Source organism: Nocardiopsis nanhaiensis, from assembly GCF_054778635.1.
The window spans coordinates 1-15,137 of the sequence record NZ_BAAGZJ010000077.1 but is presented as its reverse complement, the minus strand read 5'-3'; the positions used below and the strand labels follow the sequence as shown (position 1 = coordinate 15,137).

At 71.9% G+C, this 15,137-nt stretch carries 14 protein-coding genes; 4 read left to right on the top strand and 10 right to left on the bottom strand.

Annotation, left to right across the window (positions count from 1 at the left end):
* Positions 1-8: 8 nt before the first annotated feature.
* Together ACYVD1_RS27295 and ACYVD1_RS27290 are read right to left on the bottom strand one after the other, a co-directional pair.
* Positions 9-758, bottom strand: coding sequence for an MSMEG_4193 family putative phosphomutase (locus tag ACYVD1_RS27295; RefSeq protein WP_460777357.1), 750 nt, complete (start codon positions 756-758; stop codon positions 9-11).
* A gap of 28 nt (positions 759-786) precedes the next feature.
* On the bottom strand, positions 787-1,638 hold the full coding sequence (locus ACYVD1_RS27290; RefSeq protein WP_460777356.1) for an undecaprenyl-diphosphate phosphatase: 852 nt from the start codon (positions 1,636-1,638) through the stop codon (positions 787-789).
* 237 nt (positions 1,639-1,875) lie between these two features.
* Here ACYVD1_RS27290 and ACYVD1_RS27285 point away from each other — a divergent pair, with 237 nt between their 5' ends.
* Positions 1,876-2,769, top strand: coding sequence for an aldo/keto reductase (locus ACYVD1_RS27285; RefSeq protein WP_460777355.1), 894 nt, complete (start codon positions 1,876-1,878; stop codon positions 2,767-2,769).
* 94 nt (positions 2,770-2,863) lie between these two features.
* Here ACYVD1_RS27285 and ACYVD1_RS27280 read toward each other — a convergent pair whose 3' ends face one another.
* Positions 2,864-5,131, bottom strand: coding sequence for an LLM class flavin-dependent oxidoreductase (locus tag ACYVD1_RS27280; RefSeq protein WP_460777354.1), 2,268 nt, complete (start codon positions 5,129-5,131; stop codon positions 2,864-2,866).
* A 103-nt stretch (positions 5,132-5,234) separates the two neighbouring features.
* On the opposite strand from ACYVD1_RS27280, the gene ACYVD1_RS27275 reads away from it, so the two are divergent.
* Both ACYVD1_RS27275 and ACYVD1_RS27270 read left to right on the top strand, forming a co-directional pair.
* Complete coding sequence (locus ACYVD1_RS27275; protein WP_460777353.1) at positions 5,235-5,807, top strand: MarR family winged helix-turn-helix transcriptional regulator; 573 nt, start codon at positions 5,235-5,237, stop codon at positions 5,805-5,807.
* Positions 5,808-5,926: 119 nt separating this feature from the next.
* Positions 5,927-7,666, top strand: a complete 1,740-nt coding sequence (locus tag ACYVD1_RS27270) for a helix-hairpin-helix domain-containing protein (RefSeq protein WP_460777352.1) — start codon at positions 5,927-5,929, stop codon at positions 7,664-7,666.
* Positions 7,667-7,805: 139 nt separating this feature from the next.
* On the opposite strand, the gene ACYVD1_RS27265 is transcribed toward ACYVD1_RS27270, so the two are convergent.
* Positions 7,806-8,432, bottom strand: coding sequence for a TetR/AcrR family transcriptional regulator (locus ACYVD1_RS27265; protein ID WP_460777351.1), 627 nt, complete (start codon positions 8,430-8,432; stop codon positions 7,806-7,808).
* A gap of 64 nt (positions 8,433-8,496) precedes the next feature.
* Here ACYVD1_RS27265 and ACYVD1_RS27260 point away from each other — a divergent pair, with 64 nt between their 5' ends.
* Positions 8,497-9,999: a serine hydrolase domain-containing protein gene (locus ACYVD1_RS27260; RefSeq protein ID WP_460777350.1), complete on the top strand. Its 1,503-nt coding sequence runs from the start codon at positions 8,497-8,499 to the stop codon at positions 9,997-9,999.
* Positions 10,000-10,016: 17 nt separating this feature from the next.
* Here the strand turns inward: ACYVD1_RS27260 and ACYVD1_RS27255 are convergent, their stop codons facing one another.
* From ACYVD1_RS27255 to ACYVD1_RS27230, 6 genes are all read right to left on the bottom strand, one after another.
* Positions 10,017-10,778, bottom strand: coding sequence for an SDR family NAD(P)-dependent oxidoreductase (locus ACYVD1_RS27255; RefSeq protein WP_460777349.1), 762 nt, complete (start codon positions 10,776-10,778; stop codon positions 10,017-10,019).
* A gap of 68 nt (positions 10,779-10,846) precedes the next feature.
* The gene (fabI, locus tag ACYVD1_RS27250) at positions 10,847-11,611 is read right to left on the bottom strand and encodes an enoyl-ACP reductase FabI (protein ID WP_460777348.1); all 765 of its coding nucleotides are present in this window, start codon (positions 11,609-11,611) and stop codon (positions 10,847-10,849) included.
* Positions 11,612-11,746: 135 nt separating this feature from the next.
* Complete coding sequence (fabG, locus tag ACYVD1_RS27245; RefSeq protein WP_460777347.1) at positions 11,747-12,451, bottom strand: 3-oxoacyl-ACP reductase FabG; 705 nt, start codon at positions 12,449-12,451, stop codon at positions 11,747-11,749.
* Between the two features lie 224 nt (positions 12,452-12,675).
* Complete coding sequence (locus ACYVD1_RS27240; protein ID WP_460777346.1) at positions 12,676-13,092, bottom strand: hypothetical protein; 417 nt, start codon at positions 13,090-13,092, stop codon at positions 12,676-12,678.
* 139 nt (positions 13,093-13,231) lie between these two features.
* The gene (locus ACYVD1_RS27235; protein WP_460777345.1) at positions 13,232-13,891 is read right to left on the bottom strand and encodes a response regulator; all 660 of its coding nucleotides are present in this window, start codon (positions 13,889-13,891) and stop codon (positions 13,232-13,234) included.
* Positions 13,866-15,137: sensor histidine kinase (locus ACYVD1_RS27230; RefSeq protein WP_460777344.1), on the bottom strand; the 1,272-nt coding region annotated here is incomplete at its 5' end. The genes ACYVD1_RS27235 and ACYVD1_RS27230, both read right to left, overlap by 26 nt.

Genomic DNA, 15,137 nt, shown 5'->3' with positions numbered 1-15,137 from the left:
AGGACGGACTACCCGGTTTGGTGCGATTCGCCAGCTCCGCCTCCGACAGCGGCGTCGCCCTTGGTCTCGGCCGCCGTGGGGAGCGCCCCCGCCAGGGGTTCCCCGGTGTCGTTGAGCTTGTTCAGGAAGGGCCGGGTCCGCGTGTAGGTGATGGAGGTGACCGAACAGGGGTCCACGCGCAGGCGCTGGAAGAGGTCGAGGTGGATACCGAGGGCGTCGGCGACGACCGCCTTGATCACGTCGCCGTGACCGCACACCACGTACACCGGCGGGGGGTCGCCGACCTCGGCCTGTTGGAGCAAAAGCCCGTTCCAGTCCCGCACCGCCTCCACGGCGCGGGCCGAGGCCGCGGCCAGGGACTCCCCGCCAGGGAAGCGGGCGGCACTGGGGTGGTCCTGGACGACCCGCCACAGGGGTTCGTCCGCCAGCTCGGTGAGGGGGCGACCGGTCCAGCTCCCGTAGTCGCACTCGACGAAGCGGTCGTCGGTGGTGATCGGCGTGCCGAGCCGTTCGGAGAGCGCCTCGGCGGTCTCCTGGCAGCGTTCGAGGGGGCTGGACACGAGCGCGGCCGGGGTCAGTCCGTCGATCCTGCCGGCCAGGTGCGCGGCCTGGCCCCGGCCGGTGTCGTTGAGGTGCACACCCGGGGCGCGCCCGGCCAGCACCGGACCGGTGGCGTCGGTCATGCCGTGCCGCACGAGCAGGAGGGTGACCGCCTCAGGCGCGGTCGGGGAATCCTTGGGGTCAGCCGGTGTCGCCATGGGACCACCCTAGATCGTGTTCAGCGGGTCAGTCCGCACCCCCGGCGACCCCCGCGCCGCCCTCCGGAGCGAGTACTCCGGTGGAGACCAGGACGAGGATGAGCACGCCCAGGGCCACGCGGTAGTAGACGAACGGCATGAAGCTGTGGGTGGTGATGAACCGCATGAGCCAGGCGATGACCACATAGCCGATCACGAAGGCCACCAGGGTTCCGACGACGGTGGCGCCCCAGCCGGCGTACTCGTTGCCGCCGATGTCGAGCATCTTGTACAGACCCGAGGCGAACACCGCGGGCATGGCCAGCAGGAACGCGAACTCGGCGGCTGCCGGACGGGTGAAGCCGAGCATGCGGCCGCCGGTGATGGTGGCGCCCGAGCGGGACACCCCGGGAATCAGGGCCAGGGTCTGGAAGAGGCCGAAGGTCAGGCCGCGGCCGAGGGTGAGGTCCTCGATCTCCTTCTGGCGGCGGGCGAAGTGGTCGACGGCGCCGAGGATGAGGCCGAACACGATGAGGCTCAGCGCGATGAGGCGCAGGTCGCGGAAAGCGCCCTCGATGTGGTCCTCGAGGGTCAGCCCCAGAACACCGATGGGGATGGTCGCGAGGATGATGTACCAGCCCAGGCGGGCGTTGATGTCACCGCGCAGATCCCGGTCGAAGAGGGATCTGCACCACACGGAGACGATGGCCCACACCCGCCTGCGGAAGTAGACCACCACAGCGAGTTCGGTACCGATCTGGCTGACGGCGGTGAAGGCGGCGCCGGGGTCGGGCCATTGGAAGAAGGCCGCGAAGACACGCAGGTGGGCACTGGAGGACACCGGAAGGAACTCGGTGAGGCCTTGGATGAGGCCGAGAACGACCGCCTCGAAGATGGACACGCGGTACGGACTTTCATGACGGGTCCGGCCCTCGGGGCACGGAGAATCAGAGGGTGGCATCCCGACCCGGCTCCGCCGCGAGAAGGCGGGTTTCGGCCCCGGTCCGGACTGCGCCGACAGTACGCAGGAAAGGTGTACCCAGGGCTTACTCCGGGTGAACAGGGTACTCTCCGCCGCATGGAACAGCGACAGGTGGGCAGATCAGGGCTCTGGGTGTCTCGTACCGCTCTTGGGACGATGACCTGGGGAAAGGACACCTCCGAAGAGGAGGCCGGGCAGCAGCTCACCGCGTTCGTCGACGCGGGCGGCACACTCGTGGACACAGCGGACATCTACACGGGCGGGCAGAGCGAGCGGATCATCGGCCGCCTGCTGCGCGGGACGGTCCGGCGCGAGGACGTGGTGGTGGCCACGAAGAGCGGTCACACCCCCGAGGGATACCGCCCGGTGGACGGTTCCCGGCGCCACCTCCTGGCGTCCCTGGACGCGTCGTTGCGGCGTCTGCAGACGGACTACGTGGACCTGTGGCAGCTGCACGTCCACGACCCGCACACGCCGCCGGAGGAGACGCTGGCGGCGCTGGAGGCGGCGGTGGTCTCGGGCAAGGCCCGGTATGTGGGGGCGGGGAACCTGGAGGCCTGGCAGTTCGCCACGTTGGCGACCTGGCAGCGGGCCCAACCCGGGCGGGTGCCCCTCGTGAGCGTGGGCAGCGAGTACTCGCTGCTCAACCGGGGCGCCGACCACGCGCTGCGCCCGGCCGCGGCGGCCGGCGACGCCCACGTGATCGCGTGGTCACCGCTGGGGCGGGGCGTGCTGAGCGCCAAGTACCGCAACGGCGTCCCGCCGGACTCCCGGGCCGCCTTCCCGCACATGGCGCCCTACGTGGAGCCGTACCTGGACGAGCGCAGCCGCCGGGTGGTGGAGTCGGTGTGCACCGCGGCCGAGGGACTGGGCGTCCCGCCCATGGCCGTGGCGCTGAGCTGGGCCCGTGACCAGGAGGGTGTGGCGGCGGCGGTGACGGGGCCCCGCACGCTCTCCCAGCTGGAGGAGATTCTCTCCGTCGAGAGCGTGGAGCTTCCGCCCAAGATCAGGGAGGCCCTGGACGACGCCACGGCGGGCCCGGAACGCTGAGGTACCCGGAAGCAGGGGCACCGGGGCGCCGGGCCCGCAAGGTCAGGGGCGCCGGGGCCAGAACACCGGGTCACTGGGTCCCGGAAGGCGGGGGTCAGTCAACCGCGGGGGCGATCGGGAAGTTCTGGTCGAAGACGTGGTCCGGGTCGTACTTGGCCTTGAGTTCGCGAAGACGGCCCAGCGTCGGCTCGGGGAACGCCTGCACCAGGACCTCCGGCCCGGAGCGCGTATCGAAGCTCAGGTACAGGCCCTCCATCGTCTCGCCCAGCTCCGTCCAGCGGCGGTCCAGGCGGTCGGCCCGGCGCCCCATGGCAGCCAGGGAGAAGTTGGCCGACCGGTGGGCGTACGCGGTGGCGTCGGCGGCGACGTCGTTGACCGCACCGCCGACCTGGCGCAGCTGCATGAAGTAGGCGTCCTCCGCCCTGAGCGTGGCCGCCATGGCCTCCGCCGCCTCGGGCGTGATGTGGCGGAGCAGGGCCGAGCGGGTGATCGGGGTCCCGTTCCCGCCGTGCGGGCCCTCGTGGTCGACCAGGACGGCGGGGTAGGGGGCGACCTGGGCGCGCTGGTCCAGGACGGGGCCCGCTTGGAGGAAGGGCTCCAGGCCCCGGACGGCGGCGTCGGTGTCGTCTCCCGCGTACACCACCATTCCACGGGCCATGGGGCCCTGGCCGCCGCGGCCCGGCCCCATGACCAGGAACGCGGTGACCTCGCGGGGCGCCGCCTCGGCGATCGCTCCCCAGGACCGGAGGAACGCCTCGGTATCGGTGGCGTCGTAGACGAACTGGCCCAGGACGACGTCGCCCACGTGGTCGGCCACGGCCTCCACCGAGGTGACCACCCCGAAGTTGGCGCCCGCGCCGCGCACGGCCCAGAAGAGGTCCGGGTCGTTGTCGGCGTTCGCTCGCAGGAAGGCGCCGTCGGCGGTGACCAGCTCGACCGCGGTGACGTGGTCGATGGTCAGTCCGTGGGCACGGGACATGTAGCCCAGTCCGCCGGTGGTGGCGATCCCGCCGACGCCCACTCCCCCGTGGTCGCCCGAGCTGACCGCCAGCCCGTGCTGGTAAAGGGTGGCGCCGACGTCGCCCCACCGGGCCCCCGCGCCCAAGCGGACGCGTCCGGTCGCGGCGTCGAGGACCTCGACCCGGTCCATCTGGCCGAGGTCGACGATGACGCCGCCGTCGTTGGTGGAGCGGCCGCTGATGCCGTGGCCGCCGCTGCGGACGTTGAGCGGGGCGTCCTGGGCCCGGGCGTAGGCCAGGGCTTCGGCGACCTGCTTGGGGTCGGTGGGCCGCAGGACCAGGCCGGGCCTGCCCCGCTGCATGTAGCCGTGCCGTACCTTGGTGTAGCCCTTGTCCCCCGGTTCGACGGCCTTGGCCCTGAGCTCCTCGGGGACGGCATCGTAGTCGATACCGGTGCGGCGGGCGGCCAGGGCGGCGGGCGGTCGGACCGGGCCGGTGGGGGTGCCGGCGGAGGCGCGTTCGCGGGCGACCGCCTCACGCAGGGCCGGGGCGACCTCCTGGCCGAAGGTCTGGATGGCGCGGGGGTCGTCCGTCGCCAGGATGAAGGTGCCGATGCCGCCTTCGAGGGTCAGGGGCAGCAGGTCCTCGACCCACTGTTCGGGCGGTCCCTTGAGGAAGCCGTCGCCGACCGCGGAGAAGGAACCGCCCACGAGGTTGAGCAGGCGGCGGATCTGGCGGTGGTCACGCCCTGCCTCCGCCGCGGAAGCGTCGATGGTCCGGTTGGACTCGGGCAGGTCCTCGAGGTCGAGGTAGCCGAGGCTGGGCAGCCAGCCGTCCGCCTTGGCGCCCACCAGCCGGAGCATGCGGGGTTTGTAGGCACCGAGCCAGATACCGATGTCGTGGGCGGGTTCGGGGCCGCGCTTCATACCGTGGACGGGGTAGTGCGCACCGTCCGAGCGCACACCTCCCCGGGCGTCGGCGTCCCACGTGGCGCGGATCAGGTCGATGGCTTCGGAGAGGGCTTCGACGGACTCTCCGGGGGTGCGGCGGCCGCCGCCCATGGCGTGGACCCCGTCCCAGGCGAAGCCCGCGCCGAGGCCGAGCTCGACCCTTCCGCCGGAGAGGCGGTCGAGGCTGGCGGCGGCGCGCGCTAGGACCGCGGGCGGGCGCAGGGGCAGGTTGAGCACGTTGCCGGAGACGCGGAGGTGCTCGGTGCGTGAGGCGACCCAGCTCAGCAGGGTCCAAGCGTCGAGGAAGCCCGGGTTGTAGGGGTGGTCCTGGAACGTGGCCAGGTCCAGCCCGGAGGCCTCGGTGAGTTCGGCGAGCCCGACCGCCCGCTCGGGGTCTCGGGCCCCAGGCGTCAGGAAGGTACCGAACTCCAGGGAGTGTCCGTAGTCGGGCATGGCTGGGTTTCCCCTCGACGAGAAGCACGGGAGTCGTTTGTTCAGCAAATGATGGTTCACACAACTTATCTTGTCGAACACATATTCCTGGTAATCTTGGCCCATGACACCCACCACGTCGGAGCGGAACGGGGCCACCGGGTCCAGCAACCTGGGATGGTCGCTGGCCGTGGTGCTCCGGCGCTGGCACGAGCACACCGAGGCGGCCCTGGCCGACCTGCCGCACGGCAGCCGCGGCTACCACGTGCTCGAGGCCGTCTCCCGGGGTGACGCGCCCACACAGGCGGCGCTGGCCGAGCGGCTGCTCATCGACCGCAGCGTGATGACCTACCTGATCGACGACCTGGAGAAGGCCGACCTGGTCCGGCGCCGGTCCGACCCGGACGACCGCAGGGTGCGCCGCGTCTGCGCCACCGAACACGGGCACGAGGTCCTGGAACGGACGGGTGCCGTGGTCGAGCACGTGGAGGAACGCGTGCTGGGCGGCCTCGACCCCGACACTCGGGCCCTCTTCCGCACCGCGGCTGGCCGGGCCGCGACCGCCATCCAGGAGGCCTCCCCCGACACCGATCCCTGCGCCGCGGTGATCCAGGTCACCGGCGGGGGTTCCGGGGCGGAGAACCCCAAGGAGCGCTCCGGCGGACGGTCCGGCGACGGTCGGCGTGCCGCCCGGTGAGCTCCTGCGGACGCCCCGGCGGGTAGCGGGGCGAGGGCCCTGTGGACAACGGACGCCGGATGTCCCCGCGAGTCGGTAGGCTCCCCCAGAGTCCACGAACCGTCTGACGAGGGGAACCGGTGTCCGAGGCTGTCGAGAAGGTCAGTGCCGTCCTTGACCGGATGGGCGCTCCGCGCGCCCTGGCGCCGCGCCTGGTGTCCGTGCTGGGCCCACAGCCCGCCGCCGAGCTGGACTCCAACCCCTGGCTGCTGCTGCGCGTGCCCGGCGTGACGGTCGAGCAGGCCGATTACTGCGCCCGAAAACACCTGGGCGACGCGGCCCGCCCTGACGACCCCCGCCGGTGGGGTTCCCTGGTCGGGCACACGCTGCGCACCGCGGCCCGGCGCGGGCACACGGCGATCGAGGAGAAACGCCTGGCCACGGTGGTCGGCAAGGTGGGGATCGCCGACCCGCGGGCCGCGATCGAAGCCGCGGTCACCGCCGAGGAAGCGGCACTGTTCGAGAGCACCGACGAACCAGACGACGACTTCGACTTCGAAGGCGCCCCCGACCTGCCGGACCTGCCCGACCCCGAACGCTTCTACGCCCTCTACGACGTCGGCCACGCCGAACAGCACCTGGGCGAACAGCTGCTCCGTCTGATCGGCGGCAGCGAACCGATCATGGACCCGGCCACCGCCACCGAGACAGTGGAAGCGGCCCTGGCCAGGGGCGGTTTCGCAATCTCCGAGACCACGATGGAGGCGCTGCTCACCGCGACCCTGCGCCCGGTGACGGTGTTGCACCACGGCCCGGGCGACCAGGCCGAGACCGCCCGCGCGCTCGCGTGCCTGGCCGCGATCGCCGAGGAGAGCCAGGTGGGGATCGCCGTGGCCGCGCCCACCGCCCAGACCGCCGCCGCCGTCAACGCCGACCTGGACCGGCTTACCGGTGACGGGGACTCGCCTGTGCGCGCGGTACCCCTCGCCGGACTGCTGGCCGAGGACCGGGTCACGGCGGGTGTTGTGGTGCTGTACGAATCGATGTCCCTGGGCGTCGCCCGGATGGCCGACCTCGTGTCCTCCTGCGCCGACGACACCCACCTCGTGCTGCTGGCCGACCCGGACCAGGCCCCCTCAGCCACCCCGGGCCGCGTCGTGGTGGACGTGGCCACCTCGCGCACCGCGCACGTCACGGCCCTGGCCGACGACGCCGAACCCGCTCCCGTGGCCGTGCTGGCGCGCGCGGTCGCCGAGGGCGGGTGGCCGGAGGTGGCGGCACCCGACCGCGAGGTGGTGCGGGTCCCGGCGGACTCCGCCGAGGAGGCCGCCCACCGCGTGGTGCAGCTGGTCACCGACTCCATCCCGCGCGCCCTGGGGATCGAAGCGGACCAGGTGCAGGTGGTGACCGCCCGAGAAGACGGCCCGGCGGGCGCCGCCGCGCTCAACACCGCCTGCAAGGAGCGGCTGAACCCGGGCCCGGGCACCCACGGCGGTTTCGACGCGGGCGACCGGGTGGTACTGACCGCCGAGGGCCCCGGCTACGGCCCGGGCGACACCGGCTACCTGCGCGAGGTGTCCGAGGGCGCGGTGGTCGAACTGACCGGCGGCGCCCGGGTGACCGTGGCCGACCCGGCCGCCCTGCGCCCGGGGTGGGCCGTCAGCGTGGCCACCGCGCACGGCGGACGCTGGCCCGCGGTGGTGGCGGTCTTCCCGCCCCAGGTCCCGGTGTCCCGCCCGCAGGCGTACACGGCACTGACCAGGGCCACACGGCACGTGTCCGTGGTGGACGCCACCGGGGGCGCCCTGGAGGCGGGGGTGCGGGACAACCTCGCCCCGGAGCGGACGACCCGCCTGTCCCTGATCCTGCGCGAGGGTTGAGGCCCGTGGGGAAGGCTCCGGGCGCGCTCTCGGCTCCCGGTAGGCCATGGTTCAGGGCTGATCCGACCCCGCCCAGTCAGGTTGACCCGGGATCGGGGGATCCCAGTTCCCCGCCCGCATCGTGCTGCCCTCTGACGGTTCAGCACCCGTACTGGCGGCACCCACCGGTGAACACGGCGGCGACCTCGGCGCGCGCGACCGCGCGTGCTCGGTTGACCGCGCCCGGGGTCCCTCTGTGGACCTGGGTGGCGAGGCCTTCTGCGACAGCAGCCAGACGAGCGGCGGCCACATCCGGATCGAGTTCGGGATCCACCTCGCCGCACTCGAAACCGTTGCGGACGGCCTGGGCGATCTGGGCGTGGAGCTCCACGGCAGCTCGCGCCTCGGCCTCGGCCAGGTCGGAGTTGTCCAGGGCGCGGGCGGCCAGGGCCCGCCGGACGCGGTGTTCGGCGCGGCGGTTCTCATCCAAGGGCAGGTGTTCCGTCAGGGCGCCGAGCACGACGGCCGCGATGGAGCGTTCGTGTCGGGTGCCCTCGTCAGCCAGGGCCGCTACCCGGGTGGCCAGATCGGCGCTCACCTCGCGGTAGGCGTGCAGCAGCATCTCGTCCTTACTGCGGAAGTAGTGCTGCACCAGGCCGACGGAGATCCCGGCGCGGGCGGCAGTACGGGCGACGGTGACGGCGTCCAGGCCGTCCTGGGCGATGAGCTCTTGCACCGCTCCGCAGATCTGGCTTCGGCGCTGGTCGTGGTCTGCGGTTCTTGGCACGGGATAACCGTACCAGTGTATGGTTTAAACCGTATGCTCATACGGTTATTTTGGAAGGCCCCTCATGGCTCTCGACCTCTGCCGCCTGTCAACCGCGTTACTGCTGGTCGCGACGGCCCTCTCCCCCGTCCCTGAACCCGCACGTGCAGCCGCGCCGACCGTCTCGCCCCCGACCGGTGCGGCCATGGACACTGCCGTCGCCTCGCGGATGGACGACTACGCCCTGGAGCGGATGGCCGCCAACGGCACCTCCGGGCTGGCCTACGCGGTGGTCGGCCCGGACGGCGTCGAACACCGGGGCCTGTTCGGCACCGACGGCCACGGCTCTCCCGTCACCGGGCAGACCCCCTTCCTGTGGGGTTCGGTGGCCAAACCCGTGGCGGCCACCGCTGCGCTCACCCTGGTCGAGGACGGACGACTGGACCTGGACGTCCCGGTCAGCGCCTACCTGGCCGAGTTCGACGGAGCACGTGTGGATCCGGCCGTCCGGGAACTGCTGACCCAGACCTCGGGGATCACCGAGGCCACCCAGCTGGCCGTCACCGACCGCTACGGTCCAGGCTCGGCCGATGTACGGGAGCGCGTGACCGAAGTCGCTGACGCGGCTCCGGGCACCCCCGGACAGCACGAGTACAGCAGCGCCAACTACCTGGTGCTGGGCGCGGTCATCGCCGAGGTCACGGGGACCGACTACCCCTCCTACCTGCGCAGCGCCGTCCTGGAACCCGCCGGGATGGATCGGACCGTGACCGGCGCAGAGGACGCCCGCGACTTGGGGCTGGCCCCCGGCCAGCGCACCCTGTGGGGCCTGCCCGCTCCGGTGGCCCCGCACGTGGACGACGGGGGCGCAGCCTACGGCTACCTCGGCGGCGATCTCGAGGCCCTGGCCGCCTTCGCCGAGCTCCAGCTCAGCCCCGAACCCGCGGTGCTGGACGCGGACACCCTGGCCGAGGCCCGTACGGGGACTGCACCCCTGTCCTCCGGCAGCTACGGGTTGGGCTGGCGCAAGGTCCCGGTCTCTGGACTTGAGGAGCCCGTGGTGTGGCACGGCGGCTCCAGCCCCGGCTATGTGGCGATCGTGGTGCTGCTGCCCGAGCGCGAGCGCGCGGTAGTGCTGCAACAGAACACCTACGACCACCTCCGGGACGGGGAGATCCAGGCGGTCGGGTTCGGCCTCGCACACCTGCTGACCGGTGGAGACAGCCCGACCGAACCCGGTGCAGACCCGATGCGGCTGGCCGTGGTCTGGGGTTCCGCGGCAGCCACGCTCCTGGCCGGGGCCGGTGTGGTCGTCGGCATCGGCGACCTGCGTCGAGGGTACGCACGGCGGCGCTGGTCCGCGGGGCTCTGGAGCGGGTTCGGGGTGGCAGCGGTGGCGGGCACGCTGTGGTTGGCACTGGGTCCTGGGGTGCGACAGGCACTGCTTGTCGTACCCGATGTGGCGGTGGCCGTGTTAGTGGCAGGTGGGTTGGGAGCACTGACGGCCCTCCTCCGGCTGCCCCCGTGGGCCCGCCGCCTCCAACTGGCACCAGTGCGGGACCGGTTGCCTGTGGACAACCGGCCCTGACATGTGCGGGGTGCGGGTCAGACCCGGTCGAGGAAGCCGCCGTCGACCACCAGGTTCTGACCGGTGACAAAGGTGGCGGCGGGGCTGGCCAGGAAGGCGACGGAACGGGCCACCTCCTCCGGGCGGCCCAGGCGGCCGGAGGGGATGCGCTCGCGGATGCTCTCATAGAACTCGGGGTCGTTGGCCTTGCGCCGCTCCCAGCCGCCGCCGGGGAACTCGATGGGTCCGGGAGAGACGCTGTTGACCCGGACGCCGTCGGGCGCCCACTCGCGGGCCAGCGAGGACGCGTGGTGGTTCAGCGCCGCCTTGACCGCCCCGTAGGAGCGGGACCCGGCGGGCCTGGTCACGTGCAGGGCGGAGGTGGTGGAGACCAGCACCACCGAGCCGCGCAGCCCGGAGCGGAACAGGTACGGCTTCGCCGACTCGGTCAACCGCACGAACGGCATGAGGTCGGCGTCGAAGCCCCTCTGCCACTGGTCGGGGGTGGGGGCGCTGCCGCCGGAGACGTTGGAGACGAGCACGTCCAGCCCGCCGAGATCGGCCGCGGCGTCGTCCACGAAGGACGGCAGGGCGGCGTGGTCGGTGACGTCGAGGTCCCGTGCGAAGACCTTGGCTCCGGTCCCGGACAGTTCACGGGCGGCCTCCGCCAGGGGTTCGGGGGTGCGCGCGCAGATCGCCAGGTCGGCACCCTCCTCGGCGAACACCTGGGCGATGGCACGGCCGATCCCCCTGCTGGCCCCGGTCACCACGACCCGCGCGCCCGACAGTCCCAGATCCATACGTCCACCTTCCAAAAACGGGCCCGCCGGTCCCGTACGGGACCGGCGGGCCGATGCTACCGGGGGGCTCAGGCTCCGGTGGAGTGGAACCCGCCGTCGACGTGCACGACCTCGCCGGTGGTGGCCGGGAACCAGTCCGACAGCAGGGCCACGACCGCCTTGGCGGCGGGCTCGGGGTCGGTGACGTCCCAGCCCAGCGGGGCGCGCTCGGGCCAGTGCTTGGCCAGCTCCTCGAACCCGGGGATGCTGCGAGCGGCCATGGTACTCAGCGGACCGGCCGAGACCAGGTTCACCCGGACGTCCTGCTCACCCACGTAGCGGGCCAGGTACCGGGCGGTGGAGGTCAGCGCGGACTTGGCCACGCCCATCCAGTCGTAGATGGGGTAGGAGACGCTGTTGTCGAAGTCCATGGCGACCACCGAGCCGCCGTTGCCCATGAGCGGCAGCAGCGAGGTGGTGACCGACTTCAGCGAGAAGGTGGACGTGTGCATCGCCGTGGCGACGTCCTGCCACTCCGTGTTGAGGAAGTTGCCGCCCAGGGCCTCCTGCGGGGTGTAGCCGATGGAGTGGACGATGCCGTCGAGCCCGTCGACGTGCTCGCCCACCCGCTCGGCCAGGCTGGCGAGGTGCTCGTCGTCGGTGACGTCCAGTTCCAGGACGGGTGGCGCCTCGGGCAGACGCTTGGCGATGCGCTGCACCAGACCCATGCGGCCGTAGCCGGTGAGCACGACTGTCGCGCCCTGCTCCTGGGCGAGGCGGGCGACGTGGAAGGCGATGGAGGAGTCGGTGAGCACACCGGTGACGAGGATGCGCTTACCTTCGAGGATTCCCATGGCGGGGTGGTCCGTCCTGTCTGTGGCTAGGGAGTGTTCGGCACACCGGGGCCGGGGCGTGTCGGGCCGGTGGGGCCGGAGCGTGTCCGGTCGCGGCGTGTCCGGTCGGCGGGGCGCCGGTACGGTCCTCTCGGCTCAGTGACCCATGCCCAGGCCGCCGTCGACCGGGATGACGGCGCCGGTGATGTAGCCGCCTCCCGGGCCGGCGAGGAAGCCGACGGTCTTGGCGATGTCGTCGGTGGCACCGAGCCGGCCCAGCGGGACGTTCTTCTTGATCTCCGCCTGGCGGTCCTCGGGCAGGGCGGCGGTCATGTCGGTGTCGATGAAGCCGGGTGCGACAACATTCACGGTGATGTCACGCGAACCCAGCTCGCGGGCCAGGGAGCGACCGAAACCGACCAGGCCAGCCTTGGATGCGGCGTAGTTGGCCTGGCCACCGGAGCCAAGCAGGCCCACGACCGACGAGATGAGGACGATCCGGCCGGTGCGCTTGCGCATCATGCCGCGGACGGCGCGCTTGGCGACGCGGAAGGAGCCGGTGAGGTTGGTGTCCAGGACGGAGGAGAAGTCGTCCTCGCTCATGAGGGCGAGGAGCTGGTCCTTAGTGACACCGGCGTTGGCGACGAGCACCTCCACGGGGCCCTGTGCCTCCTCCACCTCCTTGAAGGCGGCGTCGACCTGGGCGGAGTCGGTGATGTCGCAGCGGACGCCGAACAGGCCCTCCGGGGGCTCGCCGGAACGGTAGGTGACCGCGACGTTGTCCCCGCCAGCCGCCAGTTCACGGGCGATGGCCAGACCGATTCCTCGGTTGCCGCCGGTGACCAGTACCGAGCGCGACATAGGGGCTCCTCTTCTCTGCGGCTGCGGTGAACAGCCAGGACGTGTTTGGGTTTCAGGGGTACGGCAGGGGGGCGGATCGCCTTGCAGAGTACCGAGCTACCCACGGGTAAACGCAACCGAGGCCACAAACAGGACCTATCGTGACGTTCTCGCGGATTCGTCCGCGTCGACAGGGCCACCGGACAGGGGCTTCACGCAACGCGAACGGCTCCGCGTGAACCCGGTCACCCCGGCTGGCCGAGGGCGTTGCCCCGCCCGTCCTCGGGCCCGGGCCGCGCGGCGAGGGGCAGGCCTACGACCAGCCACACCAAGAACAGGACCGGGGCGGTCGCCCAGGTCGGCCACGCCGTCCCGAACAGCGCGAGGGTACCCACCAGGGCGAGGACACCGAAGGCCGCTCGGAGGCCGGAGTAGGGCTCGGCACCGGCCATCAGGACCGCCTTCAGGTTGGCGGCCGGATCGTGCGCCCGCCAGGGGAAGGACCCGGCGAAGACCACGCCGTGCGCGCCCAGCGCAACGAACCCAGCGGCCAAGGCCAGTGCGAAACCGACAAGGAGGGCGGGCGACCCGCTCTCCAACGCGGCCGCGCCGACGGCGGTCCCGACCACGAACATGGCCAGGCCCGACGCGAAGCGGCTCACGCGCTCCGTCCATTCCGAGGGTGGACGCACGGCACACACATCTTCCTGGGCCCGTGTCCGGGCCCGCCTCCGGGCCCGGGGGCAGGCCCACCCCGAGCCTATCCAGCGGCCCTCCGCGCTGACCAGGCCCGGCCCGGACTCAGGCCCAGCCCGCGTCGTGGGCGAGGATGGCTGCCTGGACCCGGTTGGACATCTCCAACTTGGCGAGGATCCGGCTGACGTGGGCCTTCACGGTGGTCTCCCGCATGTCCAGAGCCCGCCCGGCCTCAGCGTTGGACTTGCCCTCGGCCACAGCCACGAGTACCTGGCGTTCGCGTTCGCTGAGCACCGAGAGCCGGCGCAGGGCGTCCTCCCGCCCGGCGGCGGAGTCAGCGGGGGCGGGCGAGGCGAAACGTTCGAGCATGCGCTTAGTGACGCTGGGCGCGAGCATGGCCTGCCCCTCGTGAACGGTGCGCACGGCGGTGATCAGCTCACGCGGCGGGGTGTCCTTGAGCAGGAACCCCACCGCCCCGGCGCGCAACGCGCTGTGCACGTACTCGTCCAGGTCGAAGGTGGTGAGCAGAACGACCCTGGGCGGCTCGGGCAGGTCGGTCAACCGGGCCGCGGCGGTCAGCCCGTCACTCCCCGGCATGCGGATGTCCAGCAGCACGACGTCGGGGGCGAGCTTCTCGGTCAGCCGTACGGCCTCGTCGCCGTCGCCGCCCTCGCCGACCACCTCGATGTCGGGGGCGGAGTCCAGGATCATCCGCAGCCCGGACCTGACCAGGAGTTCGTCATCGACCAGGAGTGTCCGGATCACGGTGGGTGCCCTCTTCCTCAACCTCGGCGGAGTGTGGTTCGGGATCGGGGACCGCGTCCTGGTCCTCCTCCCCTATCGGCAAGATAGCGCGCAGACGCCAGCCGCCGTCCGCGCACGCACCCGCGCTAAGCTCACCTCCGGCCAATGCGACGCGTTCGCGCAGCCCGGTCAGGCCGTAGCCGCTCCGCGGCGGGGCCGCGGACGGCCCGGTGACGGGCCCGTTGGCCACCTCCACCTCCAGCTGCTCGTCGCCCCGGTACAGGCGCACGTCCACCGCCGCACCGGTCGCGTGCTTGGCGGCGTTGGTCAGCCCCTCCTGGACGGTTCGGAACGCGGTGCGCTGAACGGCGACCGGCAGCGGCCGCGCCTCGCCCGCATCCGCACGGCGCACCACCATGCCGGCGTCGCGCCACTCCGAGATCAGTCGTTCGAGGTCGTCGAGGACCGGCTGGGGTGCGGTGGGCGCCGCCCCCGACCCGTCCTCACGCAGCACACCGAGGATGTTGCGCAGCTCGGACAGTGCCTCGCGGCCGGTGGTACGGATGAGCCCGGCCGCCTCAACCGCGCGGGGTTCGGCGGCCGAGACCTCCAAGCCGCCCGCGTGCAGGACCATGAGGCTCACCCGGTGGGCGACCACGTCGTGCATCTCGTGGGCGATGCGGGTGCGTTCGGCGATGATGGCTTGGTCGGCCTTCAAGTGCTGTTCTCGTTCGAGGCGTTCAGCCCGCTCCTTGAGGCGGTCGATCAGCTGCCGTCGGGTACCGAGCCACAGCCCTGCGACGAGCGGCATCATCAGGTAGAGCACGGACAGCATCAGGAAGTTGACCGGGGGACCGTAGAGGATTCCCATCGCCAGAAAGCTGAGCACGACCCAGACGGCGAGCCGTCTGCGGTCGCTGAAGTAGGCCGGGTACGAGTACAGGCCGACCATGAGCGGGATCGGGTTCGCGTACACGACCAGGATGAGGAGCCCCAGGAGCATGAGCCACGTGGGTCTGCTGCGGCGCCAGAGCATGGCGATCGAAGACAGGACCGTCGGCGCCACGAAGAGCAGGAAGCCCATTCCCAGGGCCATCTGCGCTACCCATGGGAGGCTGACGCCGCCGACGTCGTCCGGGAAGAACGTGGACAGCAGGCTGACACGGTTACTGGCCCCGGCCACCATCATGATCCCGTTGAAGGGGAGGGTGAGGACGGCGAAGCACCAGTCGGAGATGCGCAGCCGACGGCCCCACCACCACTGTCC

Excerpts from the sequence above, each read along its gene's own strand:
- ACYVD1_RS27295 (WP_460777357.1), bottom strand. The coding sequence starts at position 758 with ATGGCGACACCGGCTGACCCCAAGGATTCCCCGACCGCGCCTGAGGCG.
- ACYVD1_RS27285 (WP_460777355.1), top strand. The coding sequence starts at position 1,876 with ATGACCTGGGGAAAGGACACCTCCGAAGAGGAGGCCGGGCAGCAGCTC.
- ACYVD1_RS27280 (WP_460777354.1), bottom strand. The coding sequence starts at position 5,131 with ATGCCCGACTACGGACACTCCCTGGAGTTCGGTACCTTCCTGACGCCT.
- ACYVD1_RS27275 (WP_460777353.1), top strand. The coding sequence starts at position 5,235 with ATGACACCCACCACGTCGGAGCGGAACGGGGCCACCGGGTCCAGCAAC.
- ACYVD1_RS27260 (WP_460777350.1), top strand. The coding sequence starts at position 8,497 with ATGGCTCTCGACCTCTGCCGCCTGTCAACCGCGTTACTGCTGGTCGCG.
- ACYVD1_RS27255 (WP_460777349.1), bottom strand. The coding sequence starts at position 10,778 with ATGGATCTGGGACTGTCGGGCGCGCGGGTCGTGGTGACCGGGGCCAGC.
- fabI (WP_460777348.1), bottom strand. The coding sequence starts at position 11,611 with ATGGGAATCCTCGAAGGTAAGCGCATCCTCGTCACCGGTGTGCTCACC.
- fabG (WP_460777347.1), bottom strand. The coding sequence starts at position 12,451 with ATGTCGCGCTCGGTACTGGTCACCGGCGGCAACCGAGGAATCGGTCTG.